Origin of the sequence: Arthrobacter woluwensis, from assembly GCF_030816155.1 — a bacterium.
GTDB classification, from domain to species: domain Bacteria; phylum Actinomycetota; class Actinomycetes; order Actinomycetales; family Micrococcaceae; genus Arthrobacter_E; species Arthrobacter_E woluwensis_A.
Genome location: NZ_JAUSXR010000001.1, coordinates 3,341,595 through 3,356,822 on the forward strand (window position 1 = coordinate 3,341,595; position 15,228 = coordinate 3,356,822).

Sequence of the window (15,228 nt, forward strand, 5' to 3'; positions counted from 1 at the left end):
TCCTCGGATGCCAAGGTCACGGCCTCAATTCGATGACCGTCTTGCCGATCCGGACGGGGACGCCCAGCTCAACGGGCAGCGCTCGGGTGAGCTGCTGATCTCCGAGATAGGTGCCGTTCGTGGAGCCGAGGTCCTCGATGAACCAGCGGCTGCCCTGCGGGAAGAGGCGTGCGTGACGTCCCGAGGCGTAGTCGTCCTCGAGGACCAGCGTGGCTTCCTGGGCGCGGCCCAGAAGGATGGGGCTGGACGCCAGGTCCAGGTGGGTTCCCGCGAGGGGGCCCTCGGTGACCACGAGGTGGCGGGCCTGCTGGCGGGCCACGGGAGCCTGTGCCTGAGCGAGTTCGGGGTGTTTGCGGAGTTGGCGTGCGGTGAGGGCGCCGGTCTTGGCCGTGCCGCCGATCATGAGGTCCCGGCGCATGGCCGAGACGATGCTGAAGATCAGCACCCAGATCAGCAGGAGGAAACCGAAGCGGAGTGCCGTGACGGTCAGATCGCTGAGTTCATTCATGCGTTCCTCCCCGGGTCGACGGGAATGAGTTGACGGGAATGAGCCGGAAGATCATGCGGGTGCGCCCCATGGTGATGACCGAGCCGTCCGTCAGCTCCATGCTGCCGTTCAGCCGCTGGCCGTTGATGTAGCTGCCGTTGGTGGACCCCAGATCCACGGCCCAGCTGGCATTGCCCTGGGTGCGGATCTCGAGGTGCCGACGGGAGACGCCGGTGTCATCGACGGGGATGTCGGCGTCGGACGCGCGTCCGAGGATGATGCTGGCGGCGTTGAGCGAGTAGCGCTGATCGTTCAGATCCAGCACGGGCTGGACCTGGGTGGGCGCGCGGTCGGGGGCCGACGGCGCCACGGGCCCGCGGGTCGGCGAGGGCGTGGAGCCCTGGGACTTATCCGCGCGGGACTGGACGGTCACGTCGCCGGGTTTGAGGGTGGGTTCGCGGACGAAGGCCACGCGCACCGGACCGGGCAGCGTGTACCCCTGGCTCTTGGCGTGAGCGATCACGACGTCGCACAGTTCCTCGGCCAGGGCGGTCCCCCAGTCCTCGGCGCGGGCGTAGTCGGTCTCGCTCAGCAGGACCTCGAAACTGTTCGGGGCGATGCTCCGGCTCGTGGAGACGGTCAGCACCTTGTTGTCCATTTCGCGGCGCAGGAGGCTGGCGATCTCGACAGGCTGCAGCTGAGCCTTCGAGCCACCGCTGAAGACGCCACGGACGGCCTTTTCCAGGCCGCGTTCAACACGGTCGAGCAAACCCATGACGTACTCCTTTCCTCTCGCTTCCTCAGGGACATCACCCAGGGACGGCCGACGGCGAAGTGCCGGCCATTGAATCCGATACTACTGTCCAGGCTCCTTCAGCCCCTACCCCGGAGCGCCTTAAACGCCCCGGAACGGCAGAACTCCCAGCAACTTCCCACCGGGTCTCCGCCCTGAGGGGGAGGGCCCGGATGCCAGCGGTGGGGCGGTGAAACGGGCCCTGGGGGACGTGTGGTCCACCAGCCGAGGGGAAGGGGTGGAACCCGATTTCACATTCCGGCTCCCTCATGGTTATGATTGTTCCCGTTGCTTTCACCGGTCACGGGGAAAGCGAAGTGCGCGCGAGTGGCGGAACGGCAGACGCGCTGGCTTCAGGTGCCAGTGTCCGAAAGGGCGTGGGGGTTCAAATCCCCCCTCGCGCACAAAGGGAAACTCCCGGTTCATTGAACCGGGAGTTTTTTTGTTGTCTGGGCGGCGGCGGGCATGACGGGGGCGGGCAGCGCCGAGGACGGCCGGGCGGGGCGGCGGCTGCCCTCGGCCACGGCTTTCGGCATCAATCCGTGAAGAGCCGGTCCAGATGGGCGTCGATGGCGCTCAGCGCCGTCCTCCGCTCATCACCATGCCGCGCGACGTCGAAGCGACCGTCGAGGCGTGGGCAGAGCGGAAAGCGGCGCGGCTGGAAGAGGCCCGGGCCAGGGAGCGTGAAGAACGGGAGCGGGGAGAGGAGGAGCTCCGCCGGCGCCGTTCGGCACGTTGCCGTCGTCTGTGGTTCGGCCGCCGCTGAAAAGTCCCGCCCCACCCGTTGACACCCGGTGTGACGCGCGTCACGATGGACTTACTTGCAAAAAGCAAGTGCCATCACAGCATCGGAGTATCGACGTGAGCACCATGATTTTCGTGAACCTGCCCACCAGCGACCTGGATCGGGCCAAGACCTTCTACACCTCCCTCGGCTTCACCATCAACCCGCTTTTCACCGATGAGAACGCGGCCTGCGTGGTGCTGGACGAGAACGTCTTCTTCATGATCCTGCGGCGCGAGTTCTTCTCCACCTTCACCACGCGTGAGCTGGTGGACCCCGCCACCCAGGTCCAGGTCCTCAATGCGATCAGCCGCGACTCCCGCGACCACGTGGACAGCACCGCCGAGGCGGGCCTCGCCAACGGCGGCAAGGAGCACCGCGACCCCCAGGATCTCGGCTTCATGTACTCGCGCTCCATCGAGGACCCGGACGGCAACATCCTCGAGTTCGTCTACATGGAGCCGCAGGCCGTGGAGAACGGCCCGGGCGAGCACGTGGCCGAGCAGGCAGCCGGCTGAAGGAACTGACGACAAGGAGGAACGCATGGCCGCGCGGAATTACGGCCAGTACTGCGGTGTGGTGCGGGCCCTGGAACTCGTGGGGGAACGGTGGGCGCTGCTCATCGTCCGGGATCTTCTGGTGGGCCCGCGCCGCTACTCCGATCTGAAGAAGGGTCTGAGCCGCATCCCCACGAACATCCTCAGCGACCGGCTCAAGGAGCTCCAGGCCGCGGGACTCGTGCGGCGCGTCCCCGTGCCGCGCTGCGGGCTGGTCTACGAGCTCACTCCCTACGGCCGGGAGCTGGAGGACGTGGTCCTCGCGCTCGGCCGCTGGGGGTTCAAGGCGATGGGGGAGCCGCGGGAAGGCGACGAGGTCACCGCGGACTCCCTCACCATGGCGTTGCGGACCGCGTTCGACGCCGAAGCGTCCGCGCGCACGCCCGCCACGGTGTTCACCCTCCACCTGGGGGACGTCACGCTCGTGGCGCGGGCGGCGGACGGGCGGCTCGACGTCGTCGGCGGGGCGGACGCGAAAGCGGCCTCAGGCGAGTCGGACGCCGTCGAGTTCGCTGCCGGGCCGCAGCTGCGGGAGCTGATCGCCGGGACGCTGTCCCCGGCCGAGGCGCAGCACTCCGGCGCCCTTCACGTGCTCGACGGCGACGCGCGCCTCCTTGAGCGCTTCACGTCCCTCTTCCACCTGGACGGAGCGGTGGCCGCCTAGGCGGGCGACGTCGCGGGGAGCAGGGCGCGGAAGCCGCCGATCAGCGCGTCGAGGCCCATGCTGAAGGCCCGGTCCGGGTTGCTCCCGCCTTCGGCCTCCTCGAAGCTGGCCACGGCCGAGGTGAAGTGCGGGGTCCGCTCGCCCTCGGAGCCGGTGCTGAAAATGTCCGCGGGTGCGGTCGCGTCGTAGGCCGAACCGAAGATGAAGGACTCCAGGGCCACGATGGCCGGGACGATCCGCGCCTCCGGGAAGCCCGCCTGGCGGAACCCGGCGCTCACCGCCTCATACATGGCCAGCGTGCGCGGGGCGTCGGTCACGGGCAGGACCGCGATGATCGGGATGAGCGGAGTGTGCTGCGCGAAGACCTCGCGGTAGCTCCAGGCCCAGTGCCGGACGGCGTCCTCCCACGGCTCGCTCTCGAAGGCGCTCACATCCACCTGTGCGGCGAGGTGGTCCTCCACCAGGATGAGGATCTCCTGCTTGTTGGTGACGTGGTTGTAGAGCGCGGAGGGCGAGACGCCCAGCTTCTTCGCCATGGCGGACATCGTGAGGCCTTCATACCCCTTGACCGTCACCAGTTCCAGGGCGGCCTGGACGATCGACTCATGGGTCAGGACGGCCTTGATGGGCCGGCCCACGCGCCGACGGGGGGCCTGGTCCTCAGTGCTGGGGGTGCTCATGGGGATCCTCGTTCTTCAGGTCTGGGGCTTGCACCACTCTAGCGGGAGGAACATCTGTGGCCGGGGGTCTTTTGCGGGACGGGTCACATGGGTTATAGTCATTCTAAATGAATGGTGTTCATTTAGTGACGATGGTCACGGCACCACTGACCCATCCACTTGGAGGAAAAATGCTCACTCTTGATCGCGACGTCGTGATCGTCGGCGCCGGCCCGTCCGGCCTGACCGCAGCCCGTCGACTCAAGAAGGCCGGCCTGAGCGTGGCCGTCCTGGAAGCGCGCGACCGTGTGGGTGGGCGCACCTGGACCGACACCATCGACGGCGCCATGCTCGAAATCGGCGGCCAGTGGGTCTCCCCGGACCAGACCGCGCTCATGGAACTCCTCGACGGGCTCGGCCTCGAGATGTACTCCCGCTACCGTGAGGGCGAGTCCATCTACCTGGGCGCCGACGGCAAGCTCAGCCGCTACACCGGCGCCAGCTTCCCGGTGAGCGAGGAGACCGCGGCCGAGATGGACCGCCTCACCGCCATCATGGACGAGCTCGCCGCCGAGATCGGCGCCGAGGAGCCCTGGGCCCACGCGAAGTCCCGCGAACTCGACACCATCTCCTTCCACCACTGGTTGCGTCAGAACTCCAGCAATGAAGAGGCCTGCAACAACATCGGCCTGTTCATCGCCGGCGGCATGCTGACCAAGCCGGCACACGCCTTCTCCGCGCTCCAGGCGATCCTCATGGCCGCCTCCGCCGGTTCCTTCTCCAACCTCACGGATGAGGACTTCATCCTGGACAAGCGCGTGGTGGGCGGTATGCAGCAGGTCTCCCTGCTCCAGGCCGCGGAACTGGGCGACGACGTCGTGCTGGATTCCCCGGTCCGCACCATCAACTACACCGAGGACGGCAACGGCGGCTACAAGGTCGTGGCCGAGTCCGATCGCGCCGTGGTCAACGCCCGCTTCGTCATCATGGCCGTGCCGCCGAACCTCTACAGCCGCGTTTCGTTCAACCCGCCGCTGCCCCGCCGCCAGCACCAGATGCACCAGCACCAGTCCCTGGGCCTGGTCATCAAGGTCCACGCCGTGTATGAGACCCCGTTCTGGCGCGACAAGGGCCTGTCCGGCACCTGCTTCGGCGCGGACGCCATCGTCCAGGAGGTCTACGACAACACCAACCACGAGGATCCCCGTGGCACCCTCGTGGGCTTCGTCTCCGACGAGAAGGCCGACGCCATGTTCGAACTGAGCGAGGAAGAGCGCAAGGCCACCATCCTGGACTCCATCGCGACCTACCTCGGCGAAGAGGCCAAGAACCCGTCCGTGTTCTACCTCTCCGACTGGGGCTCCGAGGAGTGGACCCGTGGCGCCTACGCCGCGAGCTACGACCTGGGTGGCCTGAGCCGCTACGGCAAGTCCCAGCACGACGCCGTGGGCCCGATCTACTGGTCCTCCTCCGACCTGGCCGCCGAGGGCTACCAGCACGTCGACGGCGCGGTCCGCATGGGCCAGAAGACCGCCGACCGCATCATCGCCGCGAACCAGGAACTGCGCCAGGAGGCCCTGAGCCAGGCCTGATCCAGGCCTCACCCGTCCCCGCTCCCGGAAGACCCCGGGGCCGGAGGCACGCCTCGCAACAGGCACACGACGCCGCACCGGAGCTGACTCCCCGGTGCGGCGTCGGCGTTTAACGCGGGTGTTCCGCGCGTGCCGCGCGTGCCGCGTGCCGCCGTGTGCCGGCGCTCAGAGCTCCGCGAGGTCCTCCCGCAGCGCGCGGACGACGGCGGTGGCGCGGCCGGCGTCGGGCTCCATCCAATTGCTGAGGTAGCCGAAGCCGGTGCCCTGCTCGGGTTCGGCGAAGCCCAGCTGCCCGCCCGCGCCGTAGTGGCCGAAGCCCGCGGGGCCGAGGAGGTCCTGGTCGACGCCCGGCAGCTGGAACCCCGCGGCAAAGCGGTCTTCGCCGGGGCCGGGGATGTCGAGCTCCAGCGGCCCCTCACTCACGACCGTGAGCGCATCGGCCAGCGCGGCGTCGCCGAGGAGGCGCGCGCCGTCGTCGTGCACCGTGGCCGACCAGTAGGCGGCCAGGGCGCGAGCAGTGGTGATGCCGCCTGCGGCCGGGAATTCGTGGCGGTGGAAGAAGGGGTCGTTGGCGCCGGTGTCCTCGCCCACGAGGGTCGGCGGCAGCGCGCCGCCCAGCTCCGGACCGTGGGCGGCGAACGGATTGGGCAGGGACAGTCGGTCCTGGACGCCCCGCAGGTAACCGTCCGACAGGCTGATGTGGGCCACCCGGTGTTCCTCCGCGGCCGGCAGGCCGAGCCAGCCTTCAGGATGCACCGGACCGAAGACCTCGGCGAAGAGTTCGCCCGCGGTCTTGCCCGTCACGCGGCGGATCAGCTCGCCACTCAGCCAGCCGTGGGTGATCGAGTGGTAGGCGTATCCGGCGCCGGGCTCCCAGAGGGGTTCCTGATCCGCCAGCAGGGCGGTCATGAAGTCCCAGTCCAATACCTGCTCCCGCGTGAGCGGGACCCGGACGGCTGCGAGACCACCGCGGTGCCCGAGGGCCTCCCGCACCGTGAGCCGGTCCTTGCCGCGCGCTCCGAATTCCGGCCAGTAGGTGGCGAGCGGCGCGTCGTAATCGACCAGTTCCTGCTCCGCCAGCCGGGCCACGAGCACAGACGCCAGACCCTTGGTGCAGGAGAAGATGACCGCGGCGGTGCCCTCTTCCCAGGGTTCCGCCGTGCGGGCGTCCTTCACGCCGCCCCAGAGGTCCACCACTTTCTCGCCGCCGCGGTAGACGGACAGGGCCGCGCCCATGTCCGGACGGCCGTCGAACCCTTCCGCGAACGCTTGCCGGGTGCGCTCGAAACCGGGGGCGGTGGCGCCGTGGACGGCGGGGGTGGACGCTGTGCTCATGGGGATCCTTCCGGAGATGTCGGCACGTGATGTTCAGACGGTACAGGGTCCCACCGACAGCCGGTCCGCGTACCCTTGATCACATGCGAGTGAAGATGTGCAGTATCCATGTGACCGACCCCGCCGCGGCCCACGCCGTCTACACCGAGAAGTTCGGTTTCGACACTCTGATGGCGATCCCCGAGGCCAATCTCTTCATCGTCCAGGACGCCTCCATCCCGGGCGGCCCGGGTCTGCTGCTCGAGCCGAGCGACAACCCGATCGGCGAGGACTACCGCTCCCGCGTCTACGAAGCCGGGATGCCGGCGATCGTCTTCGGCGTCGACGACGTCGCCGCCGAGGCCACCCGTCTCGCCGCCGCCGGACTGCGCGTGGTGGGCGAACCTGTCGTTGACCCGTCCGGGACCTACGTCGACGTGGACGACTCCTGCGGCAACCTCATCCGCCTGCACCAGGACTGATGTGGATTCCCTGACCTTCCTGTACGTCCCTGGCGTCACGCCGGGGAAGTGGATCCGCCGCTGGGAAGAGCGGATGCCGCAGATCGCGCTGGAGCGCCGCCTGGTGGAAGACGACGCCGTGGCCACCCTGGCCCTGCTGGACGCCGGCGAGGCGGACCTCGCCTTCGTCCGCGTCCACGCCGGGACCGCCGCCACGCTGCGTGAGGGCCGTTTCGCGATCCCGCTCTACGAGGAGCAGCAGGCCGTGGTGGCCGCCAAGGGCCACGAGATCGCGGCCTTCGAGGAGCTCGCACTGGAGGACCTGGAGGGTGAGACGCTTCTCGACAACTCCCTCGAGGGACTGCGGGCACTGGGCGGGCTGGAGATGGCGCTCGAGGTCGTGGCCAGCGGCGCGGGACTCCTGGTCCTGCCGCTGCCCGAGGTGCGGCATCTCAACAACCCGGACGTCGTGGCCCGTCCGCTGCACGACACCGCACCGAGTGAGATCGTCCTCGTGTGGCGGCAGGACGCGGATTCGGACGAGATCCAGGAGTTCGTGGGGATCGTCCGCGGACGACGTGCGGATTCCGGCCGGCAGCCCTCGGTGAACCAGGAGCAGCAGGCGCAGGCGGCCAAGGCCCGGAAGACGCGCAGCGCCGTGGCAGGAGCTCACGGGGCGTCCAGGGGCAAGGGCGGCGCCCAGAAGGGGCGATCCGGCGGCAAACCGGCCCAGGGGAAGCCGGGGGGCGGCAAAGGGTCCGGTCGCGGGCGCGGCAAACCGCCGTCGTCGGGCCGTAAGGGCCGCTGAGCGCTAGCTTGCCTGCTCGTTAAACGCCGAGTTCGGGGGTTTCTTTCGAAACCGTGGTCCGCAGACCACGAACCCGGAAGGAACCCCCGAACTCGGCGTTTAAGGTGGTTACTGCTGCGAGGCTTCGATGTTCCTGAGCCGGAACTTTCCGCCTGAGGGGAGGGCCGATAGGGACAGGGACAGGACCGCATAGGTCGCCCACGGTGGAGCCGGCTGTCGCATGAGCTGCGGAAACGAGGCGTACTGCCACGATCCGTTCGTGTAGGCGAGAGCTGTGTCCGCATATTTGGTCGGGTCGATGACCTTTTTCGAGGTTCCGTAGTGGATGCGGGCCTGCACGGTTCCGGCCTGAACGGCTTGCCATTCGAAGCTGATCCTGAAGCGGGCGTTCTGCCGAATGGGGAGGAACAGCTGCGCAAGGGATGACTCCTTGACTGTCTGCGCCAGCTCGAACGCTTTAGAATCCCCGTCATCCACCACAGTGATCGAGGCGTTCGAACTGGTGAACTTCCAGTCGTCGAGAATCAGACTCGCTGTGGGAACGGGGTCATAGAGGAGGCCTTTTCCTCGCTGAACGTGCGGCCAGAACCGAGAACTCGCATCCATCGACGTGTCCTGCACGGTCAGGGTCCCGCCTCCTGCCCCGAGGTACCCGAGAGTTTCGTCGCTGCTGGCGAAAAATCCTCCGGAGATTCTCGCGCGTTGAGCTTTGGCGGGATCGTCGTGGAAGCGGATGAAGGGAGGACCATCGACCTCCCGACCTACGCCAGTGATTTCAGGACGTTTCTTCAGTCGGAAATTCGAGTCGACGATCGACAAGTTGGCGAAAGCACCTGTCAGGTCGAACCACGGTCGGGACCTGGCATCGGGTTGACCTACGGTGCTCGCTCGCGGGACATAACCTTCCAGATGGCAGGCATGAAGGACGGCGAACCCGCCGTCAACGATGCCGATCAAAGGATCCACCGCCGTGGCGCCACCCGACGGAGCGTACGGCAATTGTGCCTCCGTGCCGTATTGGTCGAAAGAGCAGGCGATGAAGTGCGCCCCGACTTCTTTGCCGATCACGAACGCCTCCACATTGCCGGTGATATCGCAGTCCTCGAAGACGATGCGTTCTCCGGTGTCTTTCGTGCCGGTGAGGCTCCTGAGTCCGAGTTGGTTGCGCTGAATGGATGAAGAGTGGAATCCGATCATGTAGGAGCGATCGCCCAGCTCTACTGCACAACCGAATTGAATCCAGGCTGTGTTGCGGAAAGTCAGCTGACTGGTTTTCAAGCCTCCACTGACGCCATCCCCGTCGGGGTAGGCGATCAGGATTCCCAGCGATCCTTCTCCGTTACCCCGGCTGACGACGTGTGAGAACGATGTTGCGCGATGGCGCGCCAGATACATCGGATCACTCTGGTCGACACACACCGCTCGCCATAGTGGCTTTCCCGGCTCGGAGATCTCACTCTTGATCTCGCAGTGACCTTCGATCGAGACCCGAACATCCCACTCGAGTGTGTCGTTGATCAGGAATGAGCCTCCGGGAGCCGTCACGATCGGATATGTCTTCGCGGACGTGCCATAGCTGCCATACCCGACCGCACTTTTCGCCGCGGCCAGACAGGCCTTCCATGCGTTGGTGTCATTCTGAGCCGTGTTTCCCGTGGGGGCGCCGTAATAGTCGAACACGTTGAACACCAGAGACTGAGTTGTTCCATCGGCTGCAGCCGGAGACGCGGAAGTCAGCGATGTGACACCGATCAATGCCGTCACGAGGCCGCCGGAAGTAAGAAGTGCTCGGCGGGAGCGTGAATGATGGTCCCCAGAGTTATTCATTTCCTGACCGTAATTAATGGATCAAGGGATGTCCATCAAAATTGCTCCTCTGAAATGGCCGAGAAATTCTGTGATGGTTTCACGCGCCTGCCTGCTCGTTAAACGCCGAGTTCGGGGGTTCGCGGTGGGGCGGTGCGTCAGACGGCCGCGGGCACCTGCTCCGGCTCGCTGTCCGTCGCGGTCTCGGCGGCCGGGGACTGCTCGCCGTCGCGCTTCTTGCGGCCCTTGCCGTAGCGGAAGTGGAAGAACACGTAGCACGCCACCGTGAACGGGACGCCGATGTAGAGGGCCGCGACCTGGGTGGGGTCGAAGGCGATGCCGACCATCGAGGCGAAGCAGGCCGTGAAGGCCAGGATCGGCACGAGCGGGAAGAACGGCGCCCGGTACGGCAGGGTGCGCACATCGCCGCCGTTGCGGACGAAGGCCCGGCGGTGGAAGAAATGCGACGCCGCGATGGACATCCACACGGCCACCGTGGCGAACGCGGCGATCGAGATGAGCACCAGGTACACCGTGGTCGGGGCGACGATGCTGCTGACCAGGGACGCCAGACCGCCCACGAGGCTGACCAGGAGCGCAATCATCGGGATGCCCCGCTTGGTGAGCTTCGCGAACGCCTTGGGGGCGTGGCCCTCGTCGGCCAGGGAGAACAGCATGCGGGCGCAGGAGTACAGGCCGCTGTTGCCGGCGGAGAGCAGCGCGGTGATGACCACGAAGTTCATGATGTCCGCGGCGTACGGGATGCCGAGCTCGGAGAACACCGTGACGAAGGGGCTCTCGTCGAGGCCGGCCTTGTCGTAGGGGATGGTGGCCGCGATGACGGTGATCGCGCCGATGAAGAAGATGACCAGACGGAGCACCGTGGTGCGCATGGCGCGGGGCACGCTGCGGACGGGGTCGGCGGTCTCACCGGCGGCGACGCCGATCAGCTCGGAACCGGAGAACGCGAAGAGCACGGCGAGCACGGTGACCATCACGCCGGTGAAGCCGTTCGGGAACAGGCCGCCCGGGGTGTTGAAGTTCTCGAAGAGGTGCGGGTAGTGGCCCTGCGCGGCCGGGTGGAAGCCGAACAGCGCGGCGCCGCCCAGGATGATCAGGCCGACGACGGCGGCGACCTTGATCATGGCGAACCAGAACTCGCTCTCGCCGAACACGCGGGAGGAGATGGCGTTCATGGTGAACAGCACGGCGGCGAAGATCAGGCAGAAGATCCAGACCGGCACGCCCGGGAACCAGCGCTGCATCATGACGCCGGCCGCCGTGAACTCGGAGCCGATGGCCACGGCCCAGGTCAGCCAGTACAGCCAGGCGGTGGTGAAGCCCGTGGCGGGGCCCATGGTGCGGGCGGCGTAGATGTGGAAGGCGCCGGACACCGGGTACGCGATGGCCAGCTCGCTCAGACAGGCCATCACGAGATACACGACGACGGCGCCGATCAGGTAGGCGATCACGGCGCCGAGCGGGCCGGCCTGGGAGATCGTGTAGCCGGAGCTGACGAAGAGGCCGGAGCCGATCACTCCGCCGAGTCCGATCATCACCAGGTGCCGGGTGTCCATGGACCGCCGGAGCCCTTGCTGAGGTGGTTCGGGCGTCGATTCCTTCACGCCGGATTCGTGGAGCGGGACAGCGCTCATGGATCCTCCAGGGGGTGGTGCAGCGGTGAAACGGGCGCGGGGAAGCCGCCGGTCAGGACCGGATTCTGCAAGGTTTGCGGTTTCAGGGTAGGGGTTCAGCGTTCCCTGCGACCATGTTGGTGATCAAGCTAACACCGGGCGCCCGGAGGCCTGAGAGCTTCGCCACAGCGGTTAAGGATCCTCAAGGAAGGGCCGCGTGGAAGCGGTTTGAGCAACAGCAGAGCTGATGCTCGCCGCTCAATGTTTCAAGCATTGCTGATGAATGGTGCTATGGTTCCCTGCCGTTCGAGGGGGAGGGTCCGTTGCGGTCCCGTGGCGCGGCAGGGCGCGGTCAGTCCTGGAGCGGTTTCCGCGCCAGCCAGGCCGCCACGACCGCGCCGGAGATGTTGTGCCACACCGAGAACACGGCCGACGGCAGCGCCGCGAGCGGGCTGAAGTGCGCGTTCGCCAGGGTGGCCGCCAGCCCCGAGTTCTGCATGCCCACCTCGAACGCCAGGGCGCGCCGGGCCCGGCCGTCCAGGCGGCCGATCTTCCCCGCCAGGTACCCCAGGCCGAGCCCGAAGCCGTTGTGCAGCACCACGGCCAGGAAGACGATGCCGCCCGCCGCCACGAGCTTGGACGCGCTTCCGGCCACCACCACGGCGACGATCAGCGAGATGACCACGGCCGAGGCCCAGGGTAGGACCGGCAGCACCCGGGCCACGGCCTTCCGGAGGAAGAGCCGCGCGAGCAGCCCTGCGACCACCGGAAGCAGCACCGTCTTGAGGATGTCGAGGACCATGCCGCCGGCGTCGATGTGGAGGAAGGAGCCGGCCAGGAGGAGCGTCAGGGCCGGGGTGACGAGGGGTGCGATCAGAGTCGAGACCGAGGCGACCGCCACGGACAGCGCGACATCGCCCTTCGCCAGGAACGCCATGACGTTCGACGCGGTGCCCGATGGCGCGCAGCCCACCAGGATGACGCCCACGGCCAGCTCGGGCGGCAGCTGCAGGAGGACGGCGATGGCCCACCCCGCGCCCGGCATGATCACGTAATGCGCCACGATCCCGAGCAGCACCGCCCAGGGACGCCGGGCCACGGAGGCGAAATCCGGTGGCGTGAGCGTCATGCCCATGCAGAACATGATGACGCCCAGCAGATACGGCACGGACGGGGTGAGGGGTTTGAAGACTCCGGGCGCCACGAAGCCCGCGACACCGGCCGCGAGGACCAGGAGCGGGAACACCGTCACCGCCAGGCGGGCCACCTTCGCTTCGGCGGCCAGGGCGGGATTCTCCAGTGAAGTGCTGTCCGTGGGCATGCCCTCATGCTGGCACGACGGCGGGTGGGAGCCAAAGCGCGGCCCGGCGCCCGGCGTCGCCATCCCCAGCGCCCGGCGCCCACGGAGCCGGGTGCGACTTGCCCTCCGCGGTACGCCGGTTGACTCTCGGTGCCCGAACGAGGGGCCTGTTCTTGTTGGGGCCCGCCCCCGGATCAACCATGAAGTGACGTGGATAACACCCATGGCCGTGCGCGGGAGCACCTCGCGGACCGCCGAGGACCGGGAGGAACACTGTGACCACAACGACCGACACCGACTCCGACGACTGGCGGACCTACGACGAATTCGCCGCGGGCATCGACAGCTACCGGCTGCCGTCCGCGAACCTGACCGGCACCGTCCTGGACGTCACCCTCGACGACGGCACGAACCTGCTGCTGTCCTTCGGGGAGCACCAGGTCAGCTGGCGTGCCGAGGGCCGGATTCAGGAGAACGGCGCCACCGACCCCTACGACGCGGTCGCGGTCCGGGAGGACGTCTTCTTCGTCAATCTTCCGCTCGAAAGCCGGGAGCGGGAGTCGCTCACTCTCGTCTACTCGGCCTCAACCCACCGGGCCACCGCGGTGCGCTCGCGGATCGCTGCCGAGGCGGTCGACGGCACGCCGCAGGTGCAGCAGGACTTCTGGGCCGGCGTCGTCGTCGGCGGGGAGGCGACGGGCGAGGCGCCCGGCCCGAGCCGCGACCTGATCGGCAAGCGCAACATCTACCGCTACAGCCCGGAACACCTCTACGAACACGTCTACATCTCAAGCCGGCGCTACGCCTGGCAGTGCCTTCAGGGCGTGCAGCGCGGCCACGGGGACATGGACCTCTCCACCGTGTGGAAGTTCGACGACGGCCTGTACCTCTTCTGCTTCCGAGAGTTCCGGATCGCGGTGGCGAGCGTGTGGCTGCACGACCTCGGCTACCAGCTCCGGACCACGGGGATCTTCCTCGGGCTCAACGGGGCGGGCGAGTCCGAGCACTCGCGGGCCGGGGGCCACATCTATCCGCTGGGGTCGGTGTCCTATCCCGATGAACAGCCGGTCTGAGCCGTCGTCGCGGCCCGGAGCCGCCCCCACCCGACCGTCCGGCCCTGGCCCGGACGTCACCACCCCGGGCGAGAGCCCACGGACCGCCGCGATGGCGCGGCGGACAAGCAGGAGGAACACCATGAACAAATCAGCACTGGGCTCGCTTGCCGCCCTCGCCGCCGCGGCGCTCGTCCTCTCGGGGTGTTCCGGCGCGGACGGGGGAGGCGGTGGCGGCTCGATCGTCGTCGGCTCCGTCAACACCAAGTCCGGTGCGGCCACCTTCCCCGAATCCTCGCTGGCGGCGAAGGCCGTCTTCGACGCCTTCAATGACGCGGGCGGTCTGAACGGGAAGAAGATCGACTACAAGGCGCTCGATGACAAGGGCGACCCGGCCGGCGCCACCGCCGCGGCGCGGGAGCTCGTCGGGTCCGACGAGGCGGTCGCCCTGGTCGGCTCCGCCAGCCTGCTCGAATGCGATCTCAATGCCAAGTACTACGAGCAGCAGGGCATCGTCTCGGTGCCGGGTATCGGCGTGGACACGGGCTGCTTCAACAACAAGAGCATCTCCCCGGCCAACGTCGGCCCGTACAACGACATGACCCTCACCCTCACCTACGGTTCCGAGGTCAAGAAGCTGGACGACATCTGCATCCTGCTCGAGATCGCGGGATCCACGCGGCCCAGCTACCAGGCCGCCATCGACAAGTGGACAGCGGCCACCGGGAAGAAGCCCAAGTACGTCGACGACACCGTGCCGTATGGCGCCGCGGACTACACGCCGTACATCGTCAAGGCACGCCAGCAGGGCTGCAAGGCGCTCGCCATCAACGGCGTGGAGCCGGACGCGATCGCGCAGGTCAAGGCCGCGAACGCCCAGGGCTGGAACGACGTCACCTGGCTGTTCCTGACCAGCACGTACAGCGAGAACTTCGCCAAGGCCGTGGACAACGCCGGGGCCGGGATCTACGTCCCCGCCGAGTTCTACCCCTTCACGGAGCAGAGCGACATCACCAAGGAATGGCGCGATCTCATGACGAAGAACAACATCCCGCTGACCTCCTTCAGCCAGGGCGGTTTCCTCGCGGCGAAGCACTTCATCGAGGCGCTCAAGACGATCAAGGGGGACGTCACGCGCGAGTCGGTGGCGAAGGCCCTCCGCGACGCCGCCCCGATGTCCAACCCGATGATCGGCGACCCGTACAAGTTCGGGCAGGTTCCGGCGGCCGGCTGGCCCATCGTGCTCAAGTCCGGCACGCATCGCTGGGAGAAGGCGGCCACCGACTGGCTGCGCCTTCCGAAGAGCTGAGGTCCCCG

At 67.6% G+C, this 15,228-nt stretch carries 14 protein-coding genes and 1 tRNA gene; 8 read left to right on the forward strand and 7 right to left on the reverse strand.

The features are described 5' to 3' along the window. Positions 1-16 precede the first annotated feature (16 nt). The gene (locus QFZ52_RS15355) at positions 17-508 is read right to left on the reverse strand and encodes an FHA domain-containing protein FhaB/FipA (RefSeq protein WP_278267734.1); all 492 of its coding nucleotides are present in this window, start codon (positions 506-508) and stop codon (positions 17-19) included. Then, complete coding sequence (locus QFZ52_RS15360) at positions 501-1,262, reverse strand: FhaA domain-containing protein (RefSeq protein WP_307498479.1); 762 nt, start codon at positions 1,260-1,262, stop codon at positions 501-503. The genes QFZ52_RS15355 and QFZ52_RS15360 overlap by 8 nt, the downstream gene beginning before the upstream one ends. 339 nt (positions 1,263-1,601) lie before the next feature. Here QFZ52_RS15360 and QFZ52_RS15365 point away from each other — a divergent pair. From QFZ52_RS15365 to QFZ52_RS15375, 3 genes are all read left to right on the forward strand, one after another. After that, positions 1,602-1,684, forward strand: a tRNA-Leu gene (locus tag QFZ52_RS15365). Between the two features lie 466 nt (positions 1,685-2,150). After that, a complete protein-coding gene (locus QFZ52_RS15370; RefSeq protein ID WP_278269183.1) occupies positions 2,151-2,582 on the forward strand; it encodes a VOC family protein in 432 nt (143 codons plus the stop codon). A 25-nt stretch (positions 2,583-2,607) separates the two neighbouring features. Continuing rightward, positions 2,608-3,285 (forward strand): winged helix-turn-helix transcriptional regulator, encoded by a 678-nt coding sequence (locus QFZ52_RS15375; protein ID WP_307498480.1) that lies wholly within the window; start codon positions 2,608-2,610, stop codon positions 3,283-3,285. On the opposite strand, the gene QFZ52_RS15380 is transcribed toward QFZ52_RS15375, so the two are convergent. Beyond that, positions 3,282-3,965, reverse strand: coding sequence for a TetR/AcrR family transcriptional regulator (locus QFZ52_RS15380; RefSeq protein WP_307498481.1), 684 nt, complete (start codon positions 3,963-3,965; stop codon positions 3,282-3,284). The two genes, QFZ52_RS15375 and QFZ52_RS15380, sit on opposite strands and share 4 nt — an antisense overlap. Before the next feature lie 170 nt (positions 3,966-4,135). Between QFZ52_RS15380 and QFZ52_RS15385 the strand changes: the two genes are divergently transcribed. Then, positions 4,136-5,536: a flavin monoamine oxidase family protein gene (locus QFZ52_RS15385; RefSeq protein ID WP_307498482.1), complete on the forward strand. Its 1,401-nt coding sequence runs from the start codon at positions 4,136-4,138 to the stop codon at positions 5,534-5,536. A gap of 165 nt (positions 5,537-5,701) precedes the next feature. Here QFZ52_RS15385 and QFZ52_RS15390 read toward each other — a convergent pair whose 3' ends face one another. Further along, complete coding sequence (locus QFZ52_RS15390) at positions 5,702-6,871, reverse strand: serine hydrolase domain-containing protein (RefSeq protein ID WP_307498483.1); 1,170 nt, start codon at positions 6,869-6,871, stop codon at positions 5,702-5,704. 83 nt (positions 6,872-6,954) lie between these two features. Between QFZ52_RS15390 and QFZ52_RS15395 the strand changes: the two genes are divergently transcribed. Beyond that, entirely contained in the window at positions 6,955-7,332 is a 378-nt protein-coding gene (locus tag QFZ52_RS15395; RefSeq protein WP_307498484.1) for a VOC family protein, read from the forward strand. Position 7,333: 1 nt separating this feature from the next. Beyond that, positions 7,334-8,119 carry a LysR family transcriptional regulator substrate-binding protein gene (locus QFZ52_RS15400; protein ID WP_307498485.1) on the forward strand — a complete coding sequence of 262 codons (786 nt, stop codon included), beginning with the start codon at positions 7,334-7,336 and terminating at the stop codon, positions 8,117-8,119. A gap of 108 nt (positions 8,120-8,227) precedes the next feature. On the opposite strand, the gene QFZ52_RS15405 is transcribed toward QFZ52_RS15400, so the two are convergent. The 3 genes from QFZ52_RS15405 to QFZ52_RS15415 form a co-directional block, all read right to left on the reverse strand. Next, positions 8,228-9,883: a hypothetical protein gene (locus tag QFZ52_RS15405; protein WP_307498486.1), complete on the reverse strand. Its 1,656-nt coding sequence runs from the start codon at positions 9,881-9,883 to the stop codon at positions 8,228-8,230. A 200-nt stretch (positions 9,884-10,083) separates the two neighbouring features. After that, positions 10,084-11,580, reverse strand: coding sequence for an amino acid permease (locus tag QFZ52_RS15410; RefSeq protein ID WP_307498487.1), 1,497 nt, complete (start codon positions 11,578-11,580; stop codon positions 10,084-10,086). Between the two features lie 331 nt (positions 11,581-11,911). After that, positions 11,912-12,880, reverse strand: coding sequence for a bile acid:sodium symporter family protein (locus QFZ52_RS15415; protein ID WP_307498488.1), 969 nt, complete (start codon positions 12,878-12,880; stop codon positions 11,912-11,914). A 254-nt stretch (positions 12,881-13,134) separates the two neighbouring features. Between QFZ52_RS15415 and QFZ52_RS15420 the strand changes: the two genes are divergently transcribed. Continuing rightward, the gene (locus QFZ52_RS15420) at positions 13,135-13,932 is read left to right on the forward strand and encodes a MoaF C-terminal domain-containing protein (RefSeq protein WP_307498489.1); all 798 of its coding nucleotides are present in this window, start codon (positions 13,135-13,137) and stop codon (positions 13,930-13,932) included. A gap of 121 nt (positions 13,933-14,053) precedes the next feature. Beyond that, a complete protein-coding gene (locus QFZ52_RS15425) occupies positions 14,054-15,220 on the forward strand; it encodes an ABC transporter substrate-binding protein (protein ID WP_307498490.1) in 1,167 nt (388 codons plus the stop codon). Positions 15,221-15,228: the final 8 nt, after the last annotated feature.